Here is a 16,759-nt window from a genome sequence, read left to right as displayed (position 1 = left end):
GATGAAACTGCTGCGTTCCGCGCTGCTGCCGCTGCTGTGCGCGGCGGGCATGGCCCAGGCCGCGCCGCCCGCCCGCGTGGTCGGGCTGGGCGGCGCCGTCACCGAAATCATCTACGCGCTGGACGCGGACCGCGCGCTCGTCGGCGCGGATGCGTCGAGCATCTACCCCGCCGCGGCATCGAAGCTGCCGAAGGTGGGCTACTACCGCACGGTCTCGGTGGAAGGGCTCGCCAGCCTGAAGCCGGACCTCGTGCTGGCTTCCGACCAGACCGGCCCGCCCCAGGCGCTGGAGCAGATCCGCAAGCTCGGCAGCAAGGTCGTGATACTGCCATCCGCGCCCACGATCGAGGCGCTGGACCAGCGCATCCTCGGCGCGGCCGCGGCGCTGGAAATCCCCGGGCGCGGACAGGCCCTGGTCGAGCGGCTGCACGCCGAACTGCACGACATCCGCCCCGTCGGCCAGCCGGTGCGCGTGCTGATCGTCAGCAGCCATACCGGCAAGATGCAGGCGGTGGGCAGCGACACCGCCAGCGATGCGATGCTCAGGCTCGCGGGCGCCACCAACGTGCTGGCCGAGCAGACCGGGTTCAAGCCGTTCTCGGCCGAGGCCGCGGCCGCGCTGAAGCCGGACGTGATCGTGACGACCACGATGTCGGTGGGCGCCAGCGGCAGCGCCGACGCCTTCCTGGCCCAGCCGGGCCTCAACGCGACCCCGGCGGCCAGGAACCGGCGCATCGTCGTCATGGACGACCTGCTGCTGCTCGGCTTCGGCCCGCGCCTGCCGGAAGCGCTGCGGCTGCTGCAGGCGGGGCTGACCGCCCGGCAGCCGGCGGCCCGCTGATGCGCGTCCACCGGCCGGGCGTGTTCGCCGCCCTGTGCGTCATGCTGGTATTCACCGCGCTCTGGGCGGCGGCCAGCGGCGCATTGTCGATCCCGCGCGGGCGGCTGCTGCCGCTGCTGTGGTCGTCCGCCGCGAGCGGCGACGATGCCATGTGGCGCAACGTGCTGATCGAGGTGCGGCTGCCGCGCATCGTGCTGGCGGTCACGGTCGGCGCCGCGCTGGCCTTGTCGGGAGCGGTCATGCAGGCACTGTTCCGCAATCCGCTGGCCGAGCCGGGCCTGATCGGGATTTCGCTGGGCGGCGCGGCGGGCGCCGTGGCGGCCATCGTGCTGGGCGCCGAGGGCCTGGCCGGCGTCGCGCCCGCGGCGTTCCTGGGCAGCCTTGCCGCCACCGCGCTCGCCTACCGCCTGGGCTCGCGGCGCGCGGGCATGGCCAATCTCCTGCTGGCGGGCATCGCGATCAACGCGATCTGCGCCGCCGTCGTCGGCTTCTTCACGTACCAGGCCAGCGACGTGCAGCTGCGCAACCTCACGTTCTGGAACATGGGCAGCCTCGCCGGCGCGACGTGGCCCATGCTCGCGTGGCTCGTGCCGCTGGTCGGCGTGCTGTGCGCGCTGCTGCTGCGCGACTGGCGCGCCATGAACGCCCTGCTGCTGGGCGAGCGGGAGGCGCAGCACCTGGGCTTCGACCTCAAGCGGCTGCGCCGCCGGCTGATCGTGCTGACGGCGCTGCTGGTGGGGCCCATCGTCGCCGTCACCGGCACGATTTCGTTCATCGGCCTCGTGGTTCCGCACCTGGTGCGCATGCCGCTGGGCGCCGATCACCGCTGGCTGCTGCCGAACACGCTGGCCGGCGGCGCCATCGCCATGACGCTGGCCGACTGGCTTTCCCGCACTGTGGTGATTCCGGCGGAACTGCCGATCGGCATCGTGACGAGTCTCGTGGGCGGGCCGTTCCTGCTCTGGATGCTGACGCGAAAGGGGGCATGACGTGCTGGTTGCGCGCAAACTCAGTTGCCACCGCGGCCGGCGCCTGGTGCTGTCCGACATAGACCTGAGCCTGCCCGCGGGCGAAGTGCTCGGCGTGCTCGGCGCGAACGGCGCCGGCAAGAGCACGCTGCTCGGCACGCTGGCCGGCGAGATCGCCGCGCCCGCCGCGGCGGTCACGCTGAACGGCCGCGGCCTGGCGGACTGGTCCGTGCGGGAGCTCGCCCGCACCCGCGCCGTGCTGCCGCAGTCGCCGGGCCTGAGCTTCGACCTCGACGTCACCGAGGTGGTGGCGATGGGCGGCTATCCGTTTCCCGAACTCGATCCCCGCGCCATCCGGGCGCTGATCCGCCGCGCGCTCGGCCTGGCCGACGTGACGCACCTGGCCGCGCGCGACTATCAAAGCCTCTCCGGCGGCGAACAGCAGCGCGTCCAGTTCGCCCGCACGCTGGTGCAGGTGCTGGCCTGCCGCCCGCCGGACGGCTACCGCGCCTTGCTGCTCGACGAGCCGATCTCCAGCCTCGACCCGCGCCACCAGTTGCTGATGCTCGACAGCATCAGGACGCTGAGCCGCACCGATGGCCTGGCGGCGCTGCTCGTGCTCCACGACGTCAACCTCGCCGCGCGCTGGTGCGACCGGCTCCTGCTGCTAGCCGACGGCCGGGCCGTCGCGTATGGCGAGCCCGCCGCGGTGCTCACGGAAAGCCATCTCGCCAGCGTCTACGGCATCGCCGCCAGGGTAATGGCGTCCCCGGTGCACGAAGGCGTGCCGTTCGTCGTCTTCGGCTGACCAGCGGCGGAACCAGGACGATTCGCCGTCAGCCGACGCGTTCCCGCCATGTTCAGGAGCCCCCGCATGCCTGCCCGTTTCCCCCATCTGCTGCAAGACGCCATCGCGCTGGTGCCGCCTTCGCTGTCGTTTGCCGCGCTGGTGCTGCCGCCCGCGCTGCTCTGGACGGTGCTGTCGGACCTGCTGTACCGCCGCATCGCCAACCGGCTGGTGCTGGCGCTGCTGGCCGCGTGGACGGTCCACACCGCGTGGATGGTTTTCCAGGACGCGCGGTCGGTGGCCTGGCCGGAGCTCGGGCGCAGCGCGATGGCCGCCGCGATCGTGCTGGTGGTGGGCTACGGACTGTTCGCGATGCGCTGGGTCGGCGCGGGCGACGTGAAGCTGGTGGCGGTGCTCTGCCTCTGGCTGGAGGGCAACGTGTCGACGTTCCTGCTGGTCATGTCGCTGGCCGGCGGCGTGCTGGCACTGGGCATGCCGGTCCTGCGCATGGCCGAGCGGTGCGCCGCGTGGTGCAGCGCGCGGTGCGCCGCGTGGTGCGCCGCGTGGTACGCCAGACAGCCGGGCTCGTGGCTGCGCCGGCCGCCGCCCGCCCCGGCGGCGCTGCACGCCCATGCGCTGCCCGGCATTCCGTACAGCATCGCGATTGCCGCCGGCGCGGCGTTCGTGCTGTTCCTCGGCTGACGCCATGCACGGGTGCCTTCCGACATGGCGCGCCGCCGCCCGCCGCCCCGCGGCAAGGCGGCGGTTGCGCGAGGAGCGCGGCCATGCGTAGCCGTTTCGCACGCCGGCATGGTGGCCGTGGCGCGCTGACCGTCGAGGCCGCGTTCGCGCTGCCCGTCATCATTGCCGGCGCGATGATGTTCACGGAGCTCGGGAACATCGGGCTCGCCATCGTCATGGGCGGCACGGCGCTGGAGCGCGCCATCGGGCAGTTCCGCACCGACCCCGCCGGATCGCTGGAGGCGCGGCAGATGGAGCAGCGCGTGCGCGTGCGCATGGCGGCCGCCGGGCATGGCTATCTGCGCGACGGCGACATCGCCACCGTGGCCGTCGAGAGCTTCACCTCGCTCGACACCATCGGCGGCGGCAATGCGGCGCACGGCGCCATCGCCGCCGGCCGGGCCGTGCCGGTCTGGCGCATCACGGTGGAGATCCGCAAGGACTTCATCACGCCGCTGCCGCGCCTGCTGGGCACGAACGGCACCGCGTTCCGCTACCAGTACCAGCAGTTGCTGGGCCACCTGCCCGGGCAGGCGGGCGACGCGCCGGGCGCGCGGTGAACCGGGCGCGCGACGAGCGCATCCGGCGCGCGCGCGGACTGCGACACGCGGACTATATGAAGCAAGATTAACGTGTCTTGCGCGGCGCGATCACGTAAAAAGAAGCCTTGCACATGCCTGCCGCCGCGCGCCGCGATCGCGCCCGCCATCCGCTATCCGCCATCCGCTATCGCCGTTCAATTCCCGGAACCCTCCCCGATGACCACCTCCACCGAAGTCCGCCCCTCGCTGTCTTCCCGGCTCAAGCATGAGACGGCCGCCCAGCACGAGCGCATGCACACGCTGATGGAAGCCGCCGATCCGTTTGCCAGCCGCGACGGCTATGCCCGTTTCGTTGCCGCGCAGTATCTGTTCCAGCGCGATGTCGAGCACCTGTTCGAGGACGCCGCCGTGCGCGCCGCGGTGCCGGATCTCGACGGCCGCGGCCGCGCCGCCGCGTCGCAGGCCGATCTCGCGGACCTGGAGCGCGAGTTGCCGCAAGCCGATATCGCCAGCGCCGGCGTTGCCATGCCCGAGGCGCTGGGCTGGCTCTACGTCTCCGAAGGCTCGACGCTCGGCGCGGCGTTCCTGTTCAAGGCCGCGCAGGAGAAGCTGGGCCTGTCCGCCGAATTCGGCGCGCGCAACCTGGCCGCCTATCCGCAGGGCCGCGCCACCGCGTGGCGCAATTTCGTCGCCGCGCTGGACAGCGATGCGCTGGACGCGCGCACGCACGACGCCGTCATCGCGGGCGCCAACGCGGCCTACGACCGCTTTGCGCGCCTGCTTGCGCGCACGTTCGAGACCGCCTGACCCATGCGCGGCAGCCATGTCACGGCGGTGTCGGTCGACGACCGCCGCCGGGTGATCGCCGCCGCGCGGGGCCTGCCGGATGTGGTGGCGTCCCGAGACGCCGGCGCAGCCCCGGCGCGCCGCCTAGCGCGCCATGCCGCCGGCCGTGGCGCGCGTCACGTCCTGAGCGCGCTCTTGAGACCCGTGCGGTCGTTCCAGTGGCGGCGGTCGAGCAGCAGCACCGCCAGCAGCCCGGTCGGGCGGTTTTCCTCCAGCGAGAGCTGCGCGCCGTGGAGCCTGGCGATGGCATTGACCAGCGCCAGGCCAAGTCCGCTGCCCGATTGTGACGATTGCGACGATTGCGACGTGCCGCCCGAGGTGCCGCCCAGGCGGCGGAAGCGCTCCACCGCCTGGCCGCGCAGCGCGGCGGGAATGCCGGGACCGTTGTCCGCCACGCCCAGCGCGATGCCGTCGCCGCGGCGGTGCGCCAGCAGCACCAGCGTCTCGCCGCCGGGCGCGTACTTGATCGCGTTTTCCAGCAGGTTCGACAGCGCCTGGAACAGCAGCGCGCGGTCGCCGTAGAGCTCGCGCCCCGGCTCCGCCTCGATGCGCAGCGCCATGCCCGAGATCGCCACCAGCGGCGCGTAGTATTCGGCCAGGTCGTCGAGCAGCGTGCGCACCTCGAACCATTCGAACGCGTGCTCGCAGCGGCCCGCGTCCACCTCGCCGATGCGCAGCACCGCGCGCACCATGCGCTGGATGCGCTCGCCGTCCTCGAGCGCGCCCAGCACGTCCTCGCGCATGGGGTCGTCCACCTTCTCGGCCAGGTTGGCCAGCCGGTTGTAGATGCGCGTGAGCGGCGTGCGCAGTTCGTGCGCCAGATGGCTGCTGACGCTCTTGACCTCTTCCATGAGCCGGTTCACGCGGTCGAGCACGTGGTTGATGTCCTGCCCGAGCAGGTCGAATTCGTCGCCGTCGGGCCCGCACGGCACCGTCGCGTCGCGCTCCCCGGTCACGTAGCGGCGCAGCGCGCTGCGGATCCGGTCCACCCGGCGCATGCTTTGCACGCTGGTATAGAGCCCGATGGCCAGGCTCGACAGCAGCACCGCGAACAGTCCGGCGCCGGCCACCAGCGGAATCACGCGCAGCCGCTCGCGCATCGGCAGGATGTCGTACCCGCTGAAGAACACGCCGCCGTCCGCCAGCGGCACCTGCACGCCGAACAGCTGCGCGAGCTGGGCGCTGGCGTCGCCCACGGTGACGTTGCGCCACTGCAGCGCGCACGGCGGCTCGCACTGCAGCGCGGCCCTCACCTTCGGGTCGCCGAACAGCAGCGCGCCCGAGGGCGACAGCACGAACGACTTGTTGCCTTCGCGCTCGCGGGTGTCCTCGTGCGCGAGCGCGAACGCCAGCCCCTTGGCTTCGGCGAAATGATGGCTGCGCTCCTGGGCGCGGAGGTCGGCCAGGACCATGTCGCGCACGTGGCTGTGCAGCAGCGCGTCGATCTGGTGGGCGCTCAGCAGTACCGTGCCGACCGCCACCAGCAGGAACAGGAACGCGACCAGCGAGGCGTGGCGGAAAGTGCGGGTCTCGAGCAGGTGGGCAACGCGCTCAGCCCAGGACATAACCGACTGCGCGCACCGTGCGCAGCAGCGAGCGCGGGAAATTCCGGTCGATCTTGCTGCGCAGCTTCGAGACATGGACGTCGATCAGGTTCGTCTGCGGATCGAACTGGTATCCCCAGACCTTTTCCAGCAGCATGGCGCGCGTGACCGTGCGGCCGGCGTTGGTGGCCAGCACCTGCAGCAGCGCGAATTCCTTCTCGGTCAGGTCGATGGCCTGGCCGCTGCGCGACACGCGCCGCTCGCGCCAGTCGATGCACAGATCCTCCAGCCGGGTGATCCAGTCCGCGTCGCCCGGCAGGGCGCGCCACTTGGCCAGGCCTTCGAGGCGCAGCAGCAGCTCGGTGAAATCGAACGGTTTTCCGAGGTAGTCGCCGGCGCCGGCGCGCAGCCCTTCGACGCGGTCGCTGGGCTGGTCCACCGCGGAGAGCACCATGACGGGCGGGTGGGGATGATCGGCCAGCGCGCGCAGCACGCCGATGCCGTCGATGCCGGGCAGCATCCGGTCCAGCAGCACGGCGTCGAATGCCTCGGATCCGATCAGCTCGAGCGCCTGTTCGCCGGTGTCGGTCACGCGGCAGTCATGTCCTTTCTGTTGCAGCCTGGCGCTTAGCCACTGGCTGACCCGCTGATCGTCCTCAACAATCAGAACACGCATGACAGTTCCCCCTTCCCAATGCGCGCTTGCCGCGCCAACTGACCCTTCCATCCGGCGGCTCGGATGTCTTATGTACCAGCCACGTGCCAATTCTACATGAGACGCATTCGCATTTGTGTGCAAACCACGACAAAAGCTAGGGTTAACGTGAGGTTGTCTGGCCCGAATGCGCCGGCCACGCGTCGCACACGTGGCGCGCGCGTGGCGCACACCCCGGGCATCGCCGGCGCGAAGCGGCCCGCGGCTCCCTGCGCCGCCGTCTCTGTCGGCATTATTCAGGAATCGGGCAGCGGCAAGCATTAACTTTGCTTAACGCCGCGCCATCGCGCCGCGCGCGCGGCAGCGCCGTCGGCGCGGACGCGGACCGGCCCGGCCGGCCGGGGCTTGCCGCGCGAGCGCCGGCGGGCCGAAGGCGGCGGCGCCGAAGGCGATGGCGCCCCGGGCCGGGACTCGCTTCACGACTCGCTTCACGACCCGCTCCACGACCCGTTGCGCGGCGGCCTCCGTCCGCTCATGTCATCGCAGCGATGCCGGCCCGCGTCTTCGCGACGTCCGTCGGGGTACCCCACATCGGCGGGGAAATGCCTGAAACGGCCGCGGGAGACGGACGGCGGCGCAGCCGCGGGCGAGCGCGGCGCGGACGCGCCGCGGCTGTCTCCGAGCGCTCTCCGGGCGCCCCCGAATCCGCCGCCGGCCGTGCGCCGGCGCGGCCCGCAGCGCCGCCGGGGATGCCGGGAGCCGGCCGGCAAGCGAGGGGGCCATACAGGAAATCGGCGCGGCATGCCAGTCCGAACAGCGCCGGCAGAGTCATTTTTCTCGGCTCGTGCTGCCGCCATATGGACGCTATATTGATCGATTAGGCTGGGCCACGCGTGCAACCTGCGTCAGCCCGGCGGCCATCGCCATTGCAAGTTCTCCTATCCAGATCGCAGACGCGACATGACGCCACAACCGGAAGTCCGTTCCTTGCCCACTCCTTCGCCGCGCTGGCAGCGCGCGGCGCTGGCCGCCCTCGGCTTCTTCCTGCTGGCCGTGGCCGGCATCGCCGCGTCGCGCTTTCCGGGCAACGTGGCCATGCTGTGGCTGGCCAATGCGTTCGGCCTCGGCGTGCTGCTGCACCGGCCCCGCCGCGACGCGCCGGTGCTGCTGGGCGGCATGCTGGCCGCGGGCGTGGCGGCCAACGCGGCGATGGGCGACCACCCCGCCATCGCGCTGGCGCTGGCGCTGGGCAACGTGGCCGAGATGGCCTTCTCCGGCTGGCTGGTGCGCGCCATGACCGCCGGCGCCACGCTGACCCGCCCCGGGCCGCTGGCGCGCTTCGGCCTGACGCTGGGCGCGGCCAGCACGCTGGGGCCGGCGGTGGGTGCCACCATCGGCGCGGCCACCGTCGCCACCGCCTACCGCGGCGATTTCGGCGCGGTCTGGTGGACCTGGTGGACGGCCGACGCGATGGGCGTGGTGATGCTGCTGCCGCTGATGGTGTCGATCACGCGCGAGCGCGCCGCCGAGACCTTCGGCCGCGCCGGCCGGCGCCGTTTCGCGGCGCTGCTGCTGCTGTGCCTGGTGGTGGGCGCGGGTGCGCTGCACAAGAGCAACGAGCCGTTCGTGGTGATGGCGCTGCCGCTGGTGCTGGCGGCGCTGCTGACCAACCCGTTCGCCACCGCGCTGCTCACGCTGCTGTCGATCTGCGCCACCACCGCGGCGACGCTGGCCGCGAGCGCCTTCGGCCGCGGCGCGGGCGAGCCCTTCGTGCTGCAGCCGATACAACTGTCGACCGCGCTCATCATGCTGTTCCCGGTCTGCATCGCCTTCCTGCTGGAGCAGAACCGGCGCGACCGCAGCGAGCTGCGCGGCAGCGAGCGGCGCTTCCGCCAGGCGATGGAGCATTCGGCCATCGGCATGGCGCTGGTGGGCCTGGACGGCCGCTGGCTGCAGGTCAACCGCGCCATCTGCGAGCTGTTCGGCTACGAGGCCAGCGAGCTGTTCGAGCTGCCGTTCCCGCTCATCACGCACCCCGACGACCTGGGCCCGGACCTGCACCAGGTCGAGCGCCTGCTGGCCGGCGAGATCGACGCCTACCGCATCGAAAAGCGCTTCCGCCACAAGGACGGCAGCTACCGCTGGGCCCTGCTGGCGGTCTCGCTGGTGCGCGACGAGGACAGCGGCGCGCCGCTGCATTTCATCTCGCAGGTGGAAAGCATCGAGGAGCGCAAGACCGCGCAGCAGAAGCTCGAGGCGCTGACGCGCCGCACCCAGCTCGCGGTGGAAGCGGGCGGCGTGGGGATCTGGGAATGGGACATCGCCAGCGGCGCGATCGCCTGGGACGCGCGCATGCACGCGCTGCACGGCACCGACCCGGCCGCCGGCGCCCCCGACTTCCAGCGCTGGACCGGCATGGTGCATCCCGACGACATCGAGCGCGCGCGCGCCGAGATGCGCGCCGCGGTGCGCGGCGTGCGCGCCTTCGACACCCAATACCGCATCCAGCACGCGCGCGGCGAGGTGCGCCACATCCGCGCGCTGGCGATGGTGCTGCGCCGCGACGACGGCACCGCGCTGAGCATGATCGGCACCAACTGGGACATCACCGAGCAGCACCGCCTGACCGAGGCGCTGTTCGAGGAGAAGGAGCGCCTGCACATCACGCTGAGCTCGATCGGCGACGCGGTGATCTGCACCGACGCGGCGATGGCCGTGACCTTCATGAACCCGATCGCCGAGCAGCTCACCGGCTGGAGCATCCAGGCCGCCGCCGGCCAGCCGCTGGAGACCGTGTTCCGCATCGTCGACGAGCACAGCAACGAGCCCATCGCCAGCCCGGTGGCGCAGTGCCTGCGCACGCTGCGCCCGGTCTACCTGCAGGACGGCGCGGTGCTGCAGAGCCTGACCGGCGACCGCCACGACGTGCAGGACTCGGCCGCGCCGGTGCGCACCGCCGCGGGCGAGGTGATCGGCGCGGTGCTGGTGTTCCAGGACATCACCAGCGCGCGCGCGCTGCAGCGCGAGCTGGCGCACTCGGCCTCGCACGACGCGCTGACCGGCCTGCCCAACCGCATCTGGTTCGAGAAGCGCCTGCGCGAGGCCTGCGACGCGGCGCGCCTGCAGCAGCAGCACCATGCGCTGTGCTTCATCGACCTGGACCGCTTCAAGATCGTCAACGACACCGCCGGCCACGCCGCCGGCGACGTGCTGCTGCGCGAGCTCGGCCACGTGATCCGCCACCACGTGCGCCCCGACGACCTGCTGGCGCGCCTGGGCGGCGACGAATTCGCGCTGCTGCTCAAGGACTGCTCGGTGGACCAGGCCGAGCGGGTCTGCCAGAAGATCATCGACGCCATCCGCGGCCAGCGCTTCCCGTGGGAGGGGCGCGTCTACGACGTCGGCGCCAGCATCGGCATCACCGCCATCGACAGCGAGACGCCGCCGGTGGGCGAGCTGATGAGCCGCGCCGACGTGGCCTGCTACGCCGCCAAGGCCGCCGGGCGCAGCCGCGTCTCGGTGTACCGCCGCGACGAGAGCGACGCGCAGCGCCACCACCAGGAGCTGCAGGTGGCCGCCGGCATCCACTCGGCGCTCGACGCCAACCGCTTCCGCCTGTTCGCGCAGGAGATCCGCGCGCTGCAGCCGCACGAGGCCGACCTCCCCGAACTCCACATCGAGATCCTGGTGCGCATGGTGGACGAGCAGGGCAAGCTCATCATGCCCGGCGCCTTCATCCCGGCCGCCGAGCGCTACGACCTGATGGGCCACGTCGACCGCTGGGTGATCCACCACGTGCTGCGCGAATTCGGCGCGCGCCTGGCGGCGGTGCCGGGGCTCTCGGTGGCCGTCAACCTGTCGGCCAATTCGCTGGGCGAGCCGTTCCTGCTGCCCTTCCTGCATGCCGAGCTGCACGAATCGGTGCTGCCGGCCAGCCGCATCCGGCTGGAGATCACCGAAACCGCGCTGATCAACAACATGGCCGCGGCCAGCCGCCTGGTGGCCGAGATGCGCAGCGCCGGCTGCACCGTGGCGCTGGACGACTTCGGCGCGGGCCTGTCGTCGTTCGCGTACCTCAAGCAGTTCCCGGTGGACTACCTCAAGATCGACGGCAGCTTCATCCGCCACCTGGCCGCCAGCGCGGTCGACCGCGAGATCGTCAGCTCGATCAACGACATCGGGCACCGGCTGGGCATCCTCACGGTGGCCGAATCGGTGGAGGACGAACAGACCCTGCACACCCTGCGCGCGATCGGCGTGGACTACGCGCAGGGGTATGTGATCGGGCGGCCGATGCCGCTCGAGGATTTCCTGGAACGCTGCCGCACGGTGCCGGCCGACAACGCCTGACGCGCGCGGCCGCGCGCCCGCGTTCCTCCGGCCGCCCCTTCCTTTCCCCCTCCCGGCCATGCGCGCCGGGCGCCACGCTGCGCCCGGCCGCCCTCCGCGCCGCCCGCGCATCCGGAAATCCGAACGCCGATCACCCGCGCTTGCACGGAAATCCGAACCGTGCGCCGGAAGCACTTCGAATTCCCCTTGTTTTTCAGTGACTTAGGCGAGGCCGGCGGGGCCGGCGGCATGGCACGCCTCGTGCGGTGTATGCGCCCGCCCGGACGACGATCCGGGCCGGCGGCGCGGCGCCCCCCGGTGCCGCGCCGCGCCCACACAACAACGGAGGAAACAATGACCGCGCCCGCCTTGCCATCCCCGCCTCGCTGACGTCCCCCGGCCCAGGCCGCGCGACGCCGCCCCCGGGGTCGACGCGCCAGGCCCGAAGCCTGCCAGTCCCCGCATAAAACAACCGCCCGGCGAGCCGCCGGGCGCACGGCCCGACTTCTGATGAAACTGAACCGACTGCCCACCCTGATTTTCATTGCGATGCTGCTTGGCGTGCTGGCCGGCGCGGCAGCCAACCACCTCGCGCCGGACCCCGCCGCCGCCAAGTCCATCGCCGGCTACCTGTCCATCCTCACCGACGTGTTCCTGCGCATGATCAAGATGATCATCGGGCCGCTGGTGTTCGCCACGCTGGTCAGCGGCATCGCCGGCATGGGCGACGGCCGCGCCGTGGGCCGCATCGGCCTGAAGGCGATGGCGTGGTTCCTCGCCGCCTCGATCACCTCGCTGCTGCTGGGGCTGGTCATGGCCAACCTGCTGGCGCCGGGCCAGGGCATGAACCTGGCGCTGCCGCCGGCGGACGCCGCCTCCAACCTGAAGACCGGCGCGCTGAGCCTGGGCGACTTCGTCACTCATATGTTCCCGAGGAGCTTCGTCGAGGCGATGGCCACCAACGAGATCCTGCAGATCGTGGTGTTCTCGCTGTTCTTCGGCTTCGCGCTGGGCACCGTCAAGGACGGCGCGGGCAAGCCCCTGCTGGCCGCCATCGACGGCCTCGGCCACGTCATGCTCAAGGTCACCAACTACGTGATGGCGTTCGCGCCGGTGGGCGTGTTCGGCGCCATCGCCGCGGTCATCACCGCCGAGGGCCTGGGCGTGCTGGTGGTCTACGCCAAGCTGCTCGGCAGCGTCTACCTGTCGCTGGCGCTGCTGTGGGCGGCGCTGATCGCCGGGGGCTACTTCTTCCTGGGCCGCGACGTGTTCCGCCTGCTCGGGATGGTGCGCGCGCCGCTGATGATCGGCTTCGCCACGGCCAGCAGCGAATCGGCCTACCCCAAGGTGATCGAGCAGCTCGGCCGCTTCGGCGTCAAGGAGCGCATCACCGGCTTCGTGCTGCCGCTGGGCTACTCCTTCAACCTCGACGGCTCGATCATGTACAGCTCGTTCGCCGCGCTGTTCGTGGCGCAGGTGTACGGCATCCACCTCTCGCTCGCGCAGCAGGTCACCATGCTGCTGGTGCTGCTGGTCACCAGCAAGGGCATCGCCGGCGTGCCGCGCGCGGCGCTGGTGGTGGTGGCCGCCGTGCTGCCGATGTTCGGCCTGCCCGAGGCGGGCATCCTGCTGGTGCTGGGCATCGACCACGTGCTCGACATGGGCCGCACCGTCACCAATGTGCTTGGCAACGCCATTGCCACCGCCGTCGTCGCCAAAAGCGAAGGCGCCATCGGCGCGCCGGTGCCCGAAGAAGCGGACGACCCCGCTGCCGACGGCAACCGCGGCCTGACACCCGTTCAGGTCCTGGCCGGCAAGTAACACCGCCAGCGCGCCAGGGCCCGGCCGCCGATCAGGCGGCCGGGCCCTTTTTGTTTTGCGGCCGGCGCCGCGCGTTGTGGTAAAAGACGGGGTTGCTGCGGGCGGCGCCGTTGCGGTGCCATGCCGGCGGCACATTTGGCCCGACCACACGCCACCCCTGCCATCCATCGCCATCCGCAGCACACGCAAGCCTTCCCCGCCCGCTCCATGACCGGCCCGTTCCGTTCGCACGCCACCCCGCCCGCCCGCCCGCGCGACACCGCGCAGGACGCCTGCGCCAGCTACGGCCGCGCCGGCCGCCTGCGCCGCTGGGTGCCGCCGCTCGCCATGCTGGCGCTGGCGATGCTGGTCGGGCTGGCCGGCGCGCTGGGCTACCGCTACAGCTACGACGCCGCGCTGGCGCGCCAGGGCGAGCGCGGCCAGGTGCAGCTGCGCCTGTACAGCCAGGCGCTGTCGAGCGAGCTGGCCCGTTACGACTACGTGCCCAGCCTGCTGTCGCTCGAAGACAAGATCGCCGCGCTGCTGGCCAACCCGGACGACCCGGCCCGGGTCGAGGCGGCCAACCAGTACCTGGCCGCGCTCAACGCGCGCGCCGGCACGCGCGCGGTGTTCGTGCTCGACGCGCGCGGCCGCGTGCGCGCGGCCAGCAACTACCAGCGCCCCGACAGCTACATGGGCGAGGACCTCAGCTTCCGCCCGTATTTCGGCGACGCCGCCGACGGCCAGCTCGGCCGCTTCTACGGCGTCGGCACCACGCGCAGCGAGCCCGGCTACTACCTGTCCGCGCCGCTCGGCGACCGCCACAAGCCGCGCGGCGTGGCGGTGGTCAAGGTCGGCCTGGAGCCGCTCGAGAACCGCTGGCAGGGCGCCGACGCGCAGATGCTGCTGACCGACGAGAACGGCGTGGTGATCCTGGCCTCGGACCCGTCGCTCAAGCTCGCCGCGCTCAGGCCGCTGTCGGCCGAGCAGCGCGTCCGCCTGCAGCGCAGCCTCCAGTACAACCGCGCCCCGCTGCCGCAGCTCGAACTGGCGCCGGTGCGCAAGCTGTCCGACAGCGACGCGCTGGTGCGCCTGCGGCGCGGCCCGCCGATGCTGGCGCAGAACGCGGAGCTGGTCGGCACCGACTGGCAGCTCACGCTGCTCACCAACACCTCCCAGGCGCGCCTGGCCGCGCTCAACACCGCCGCGCTGGCGGGCGTGCTGACCGCCTTCGTGCTGCTGCTGGCGGCGGCCTGGAACGTGCGCCGGCGCATCGCCGGCGAGCGGCTGGCCGCGCGCGCCGCGCTCGAGGCCGCCAACAGCGAGCTGGAGCGCAAGGTGGCCGAGCGCACCGCCGACCTGTCGGCCGCCAACCAGCAACTGCAGGCCGAGGTGGCCGAGCGCATCCGCGCCGAGGCCACCCTGCGCCAGGCCCAGGACGGCCTGCTGCAGGCCGGCAAGCTGGCCGCCGTGGGGCAGATGTCCACCGGCATCGCCCACGAGCTCAACCAGCCGCTGGCGGCGCTGCGCACGCTCTCCGGCAACACGCAGAAATTCCTCGCGCGCGGCGACAATGCCACCGCGCAGGCCAACCTCGCCACCATCATCGGCCTGGTCGAGCGCATGGGCCGCATCACCGGCGCGCTCCGGTCGTTCGCGCGCAAGCCCGGCCAGGGCGGGCGCACCGCGCGGCTGGACGAGGCGCTCGACAACGCGCTGTTCCTGCTCGACACGCGCCTGCAGGCCATGCGCCCGGAACTGCACCGCCAGCTCGAGCCCGGCCTGGTGCTGGCCTGCGACCCCAACCGCCTGGAGCAGGTGCTGGTCAACCTGATCGGCAACGCGCTCGACGCGATGGCCGCCACCGCCGCGCCGGTGCTGGAGATCCGCGCCCACCTGGCCGGCGACAAGCTGCGCCTGACCATCCGCGACAACGGCCCGGGCCTGTCCCAGGAAGCCTTCGCGCGCCTGTTCGAGCCGTTCTTCACCACCAAGCCCGCCGGCCAGGGCCTGGGGCTGGGGCTGACGCTGTCGGCCGGCATCCTGGACGAGTTCGGCGGCAGCCTCGACGCCAGCAACCATCCCGACGGCGGCGCCTGCTTCACGCTGGTGCTGCCGCTGGCGCGGCCCGGGGCCGGACCGGGCTGCCCGGGCGGCCAGCCAGGCAAGGAAACCGCACATGACGACTAGCCCGCTCACCGTACTGATCGTCGAGGACGACCCGGACGTGCGCCTGGGCTGCGAGCAGGCGCTGCGGCTCGAAGGCATCGCCACGCGCGCGGCCGGCAGCGCCGAGGCGGCCCTGCGCGAAGCCGGCGCGGGCTTCGCCGGCGTGGTGGTCAGCGACATCCGCCTGCCCGGCATGGACGGCATGGCGCTGCTGCGCGCGCTCCGCGCGCGCGACGCCACGCTGCCGGTGGTGATGGTGACCGGCCACGGCGACGTCAGCCTGGCGGTGCAGGCCATGAAGGACGGCGCCTACGACTTCCTCGAGAAGCCGTTCTCGCCCGAGCAGCTGGTGGAGGTGGCGCGGCGCGCGCTGGAGCAGCGCCGCCTGGTGCTGGAGGTGGCCGACCTGCGCCGCAGGCTGGCCGGGCGCGACACGCTCGAGGCGCGCCTGACCGGCCATTCGCCGGCCATCGAGCGGCTGCGCCGCCTGATCGCCGACCTGGCCGACACCGCCGCCAACGTGCTGATCCACGGCGAGACCGGCACCGGCAAGGAGCTGGTGGCGCGCTGCCTGCACGAAGCCAGCGCGCGCCACGCGCGGCATTTCGTGCCGATCAACTGCGGCGGGCTGCCCGAGCAGCTGTTCGAAAGCGAGATCTTCGGCCACGAGGCCGGCTCCTTCACCGGCGCGGCGCGCCGGCGCATCGGCAAGATCGAGCACGCCGAGGGCGGCACGCTGTTCCTCGACGAGATCGAGAGCATGCCGATGCCGATGCAGATCAAGCTGCTGCGCGTGCTGCAGGAGCGCGTGGTGGAGCGGCTCGGCTCCAACACCCCGGTGCCGGTCAACACGCGCGTGGTGGCGGCCACCAAGTCCGACCTCAAGGCGCTGTCGGAGGCCGGCCAGTTCCGCGCCGACCTTTATTACCGGCTCAACGTGGTCACGCTGGAACTGCCGCCGCTGCGCGAGCGCCGCGAGGACGTGCCGCCGCTGTTCGAGCATTTCGTGGCGCAGGCCGCGCTGCGCTTCGAGCGCGAGGCGCTGCCGGCGAGCCGCGCCGAGATGGCCGCGCTGATGGCCTACCAATGGCCCGGCAACGTGCGCGAGCTGCGCAACCTCGCCGAGCGCCACGTGCTCGGGCTGGGCTGCAACCCGGGCCACGGCACCGCCGCGCCGGCCGCGCTGCCGCTGGCGCAGGCCGTCGAGCAGTTCGAGCGCGCGCTGGTGGCCGACGCCATGCGCCGCCACGACGGCAACCTGAGCCGCGCCAGCGAGGCGCTCGGCATCGCCAAGACCACCTTGTTCGACAAGGTGAAGAAGTACCGGCTCTGAGCCGCGCGGCGGCGCGCCCGCCGACTGCCGCGCCGCCGCCCGCCCTTCCCCCTTCCCCCTTCCCCCTTCCCGCTCGTCCTTCCCCTTCGTCCGTCCCTTTCGTCCTTCCCCCGCTGCGCCGCGGGCCGGCCCGTGCCGCGCCGCCGCGCGCGCTGTGTGAGGTGCCGCACCGAAGCGCGCCGGCCGGCGCGCCACCATGAGCTC

The 16,759-nt window shown here is 72.3% G+C and carries 12 protein-coding genes; 10 read left to right on the top strand and 2 right to left on the bottom strand.

Annotated features, from left to right (window positions below; translation table 11 throughout):
• The first annotated feature begins 1 nt into the window (after position 1).
• The 6 genes from ACWTPI_RS04700 to ACWTPI_RS04675 all read left to right on the top strand — a co-directional run bounded on the left by ACWTPI_RS04700 (position 2) and on the right by ACWTPI_RS04675 (position 4,686).
• On the top strand, positions 2 to 841 hold the full coding sequence (locus ACWTPI_RS04700) for a heme/hemin ABC transporter substrate-binding protein (RefSeq protein ID WP_454731053.1): 840 nt from the start codon (positions 2 to 4) through the stop codon (positions 839 to 841).
• Positions 841 to 1,830, top strand: a complete 990-nt coding sequence (locus ACWTPI_RS04695; RefSeq protein ID WP_454731052.1) for a FecCD family ABC transporter permease — start codon at positions 841 to 843, stop codon at positions 1,828 to 1,830. The genes ACWTPI_RS04700 and ACWTPI_RS04695 overlap by 1 nt, the downstream gene beginning before the upstream one ends.
• A 1-nt stretch (position 1,831) precedes the next feature.
• The gene (locus ACWTPI_RS04690; protein WP_020206017.1) at positions 1,832 to 2,617 is read left to right on the top strand and encodes a heme ABC transporter ATP-binding protein; all 786 of its coding nucleotides are present in this window, start codon (positions 1,832 to 1,834) and stop codon (positions 2,615 to 2,617) included.
• Positions 2,618 to 2,683: 66 nt separating this feature from the next.
• Positions 2,684 to 3,298, top strand: a complete 615-nt coding sequence (locus ACWTPI_RS04685) for an A24 family peptidase (protein WP_454731051.1) — start codon at positions 2,684 to 2,686, stop codon at positions 3,296 to 3,298.
• 83 nt (positions 3,299 to 3,381) lie between these two features.
• Complete coding sequence (locus ACWTPI_RS04680; RefSeq protein ID WP_020206015.1) at positions 3,382 to 3,897, top strand: hypothetical protein; 516 nt, start codon at positions 3,382 to 3,384, stop codon at positions 3,895 to 3,897.
• Positions 3,898 to 4,095: 198 nt separating this feature from the next.
• On the top strand, positions 4,096 to 4,686 hold the full coding sequence (locus ACWTPI_RS04675) for a biliverdin-producing heme oxygenase (RefSeq protein WP_454731050.1): 591 nt from the start codon (positions 4,096 to 4,098) through the stop codon (positions 4,684 to 4,686).
• Positions 4,687 to 4,841: 155 nt separating this feature from the next.
• Here the strand turns inward: ACWTPI_RS04675 and ACWTPI_RS04670 are convergent, their stop codons facing one another.
• Entirely contained in the window at positions 4,842 to 6,290 is a 1,449-nt protein-coding gene (locus ACWTPI_RS04670) for a sensor histidine kinase (protein WP_059410700.1), read from the bottom strand.
• Complete coding sequence (locus ACWTPI_RS04665; protein WP_029044243.1) at positions 6,277 to 6,945, bottom strand: response regulator transcription factor; 669 nt, start codon at positions 6,943 to 6,945, stop codon at positions 6,277 to 6,279. Before ACWTPI_RS04665 ends, ACWTPI_RS04670 begins: the two co-directional genes overlap by 14 nt.
• Before the next feature lie 939 nt (positions 6,946 to 7,884).
• On the opposite strand from ACWTPI_RS04665, the gene ACWTPI_RS04660 reads away from it, so the two are divergent.
• The 4 genes from ACWTPI_RS04660 (at position 7,885) to ACWTPI_RS04645 (ending at position 16,555) form a co-directional block, all read left to right on the top strand.
• Positions 7,885 to 11,274, top strand: coding sequence for a diguanylate cyclase (locus tag ACWTPI_RS04660; protein ID WP_454731049.1), 3,390 nt, complete (start codon positions 7,885 to 7,887; stop codon positions 11,272 to 11,274).
• 489 nt (positions 11,275 to 11,763) lie between these two features.
• Complete coding sequence (locus tag ACWTPI_RS04655; protein WP_020206009.1) at positions 11,764 to 13,074, top strand: dicarboxylate/amino acid:cation symporter; 1,311 nt, start codon at positions 11,764 to 11,766, stop codon at positions 13,072 to 13,074.
• 207 nt (positions 13,075 to 13,281) lie between these two features.
• Positions 13,282 to 15,243, top strand: a complete 1,962-nt coding sequence (locus ACWTPI_RS04650; protein ID WP_454731048.1) for a sensor histidine kinase — start codon at positions 13,282 to 13,284, stop codon at positions 15,241 to 15,243.
• A complete protein-coding gene (locus ACWTPI_RS04645) occupies positions 15,233 to 16,555 on the top strand; it encodes a sigma-54-dependent transcriptional regulator (protein ID WP_454731047.1) in 1,323 nt (440 codons plus the stop codon). Before ACWTPI_RS04650 ends, ACWTPI_RS04645 begins: the two co-directional genes overlap by 11 nt.
• Positions 16,556 to 16,759: the final 204 nt, after the last annotated feature.

The sequence above is a fragment of the Cupriavidus ulmosensis genome, assembly GCF_977008105.1.
Note: the sequence above shows the minus strand (reverse complement) of the source record. Positions and strands in the feature narration are given on the sequence as shown.

Coding starts and splice junctions, on each gene's coding strand:
- ACWTPI_RS04700 (WP_454731053.1), top strand. CDS start 2: ATGAAACTGCTGCGTTCCGCGCTGCTGCCGCTGCTGTGCGCGGCGGGC.
- ACWTPI_RS04695 (WP_454731052.1), top strand. CDS start 841: ATGCGCGTCCACCGGCCGGGCGTGTTCGCCGCCCTGTGCGTCATGCTG.
- ACWTPI_RS04685 (WP_454731051.1), top strand. CDS start 2,684: ATGCCTGCCCGTTTCCCCCATCTGCTGCAAGACGCCATCGCGCTGGTG.
- ACWTPI_RS04680 (WP_020206015.1), top strand. CDS start 3,382: ATGCGTAGCCGTTTCGCACGCCGGCATGGTGGCCGTGGCGCGCTGACC.
- ACWTPI_RS04675 (WP_454731050.1), top strand. CDS start 4,096: ATGACCACCTCCACCGAAGTCCGCCCCTCGCTGTCTTCCCGGCTCAAG.
- ACWTPI_RS04670 (WP_059410700.1), bottom strand. CDS start 6,290: ATGTCCTGGGCTGAGCGCGTTGCCCACCTGCTCGAGACCCGCACTTTC.
- ACWTPI_RS04665 (WP_029044243.1), bottom strand. CDS start 6,945: ATGCGTGTTCTGATTGTTGAGGACGATCAGCGGGTCAGCCAGTGGCTA.
- ACWTPI_RS04660 (WP_454731049.1), top strand. CDS start 7,885: ATGACGCCACAACCGGAAGTCCGTTCCTTGCCCACTCCTTCGCCGCGC.
- ACWTPI_RS04655 (WP_020206009.1), top strand. CDS start 11,764: ATGAAACTGAACCGACTGCCCACCCTGATTTTCATTGCGATGCTGCTT.
- ACWTPI_RS04650 (WP_454731048.1), top strand. CDS start 13,282: ATGACCGGCCCGTTCCGTTCGCACGCCACCCCGCCCGCCCGCCCGCGC.
- ACWTPI_RS04645 (WP_454731047.1), top strand. CDS start 15,233: ATGACGACTAGCCCGCTCACCGTACTGATCGTCGAGGACGACCCGGAC.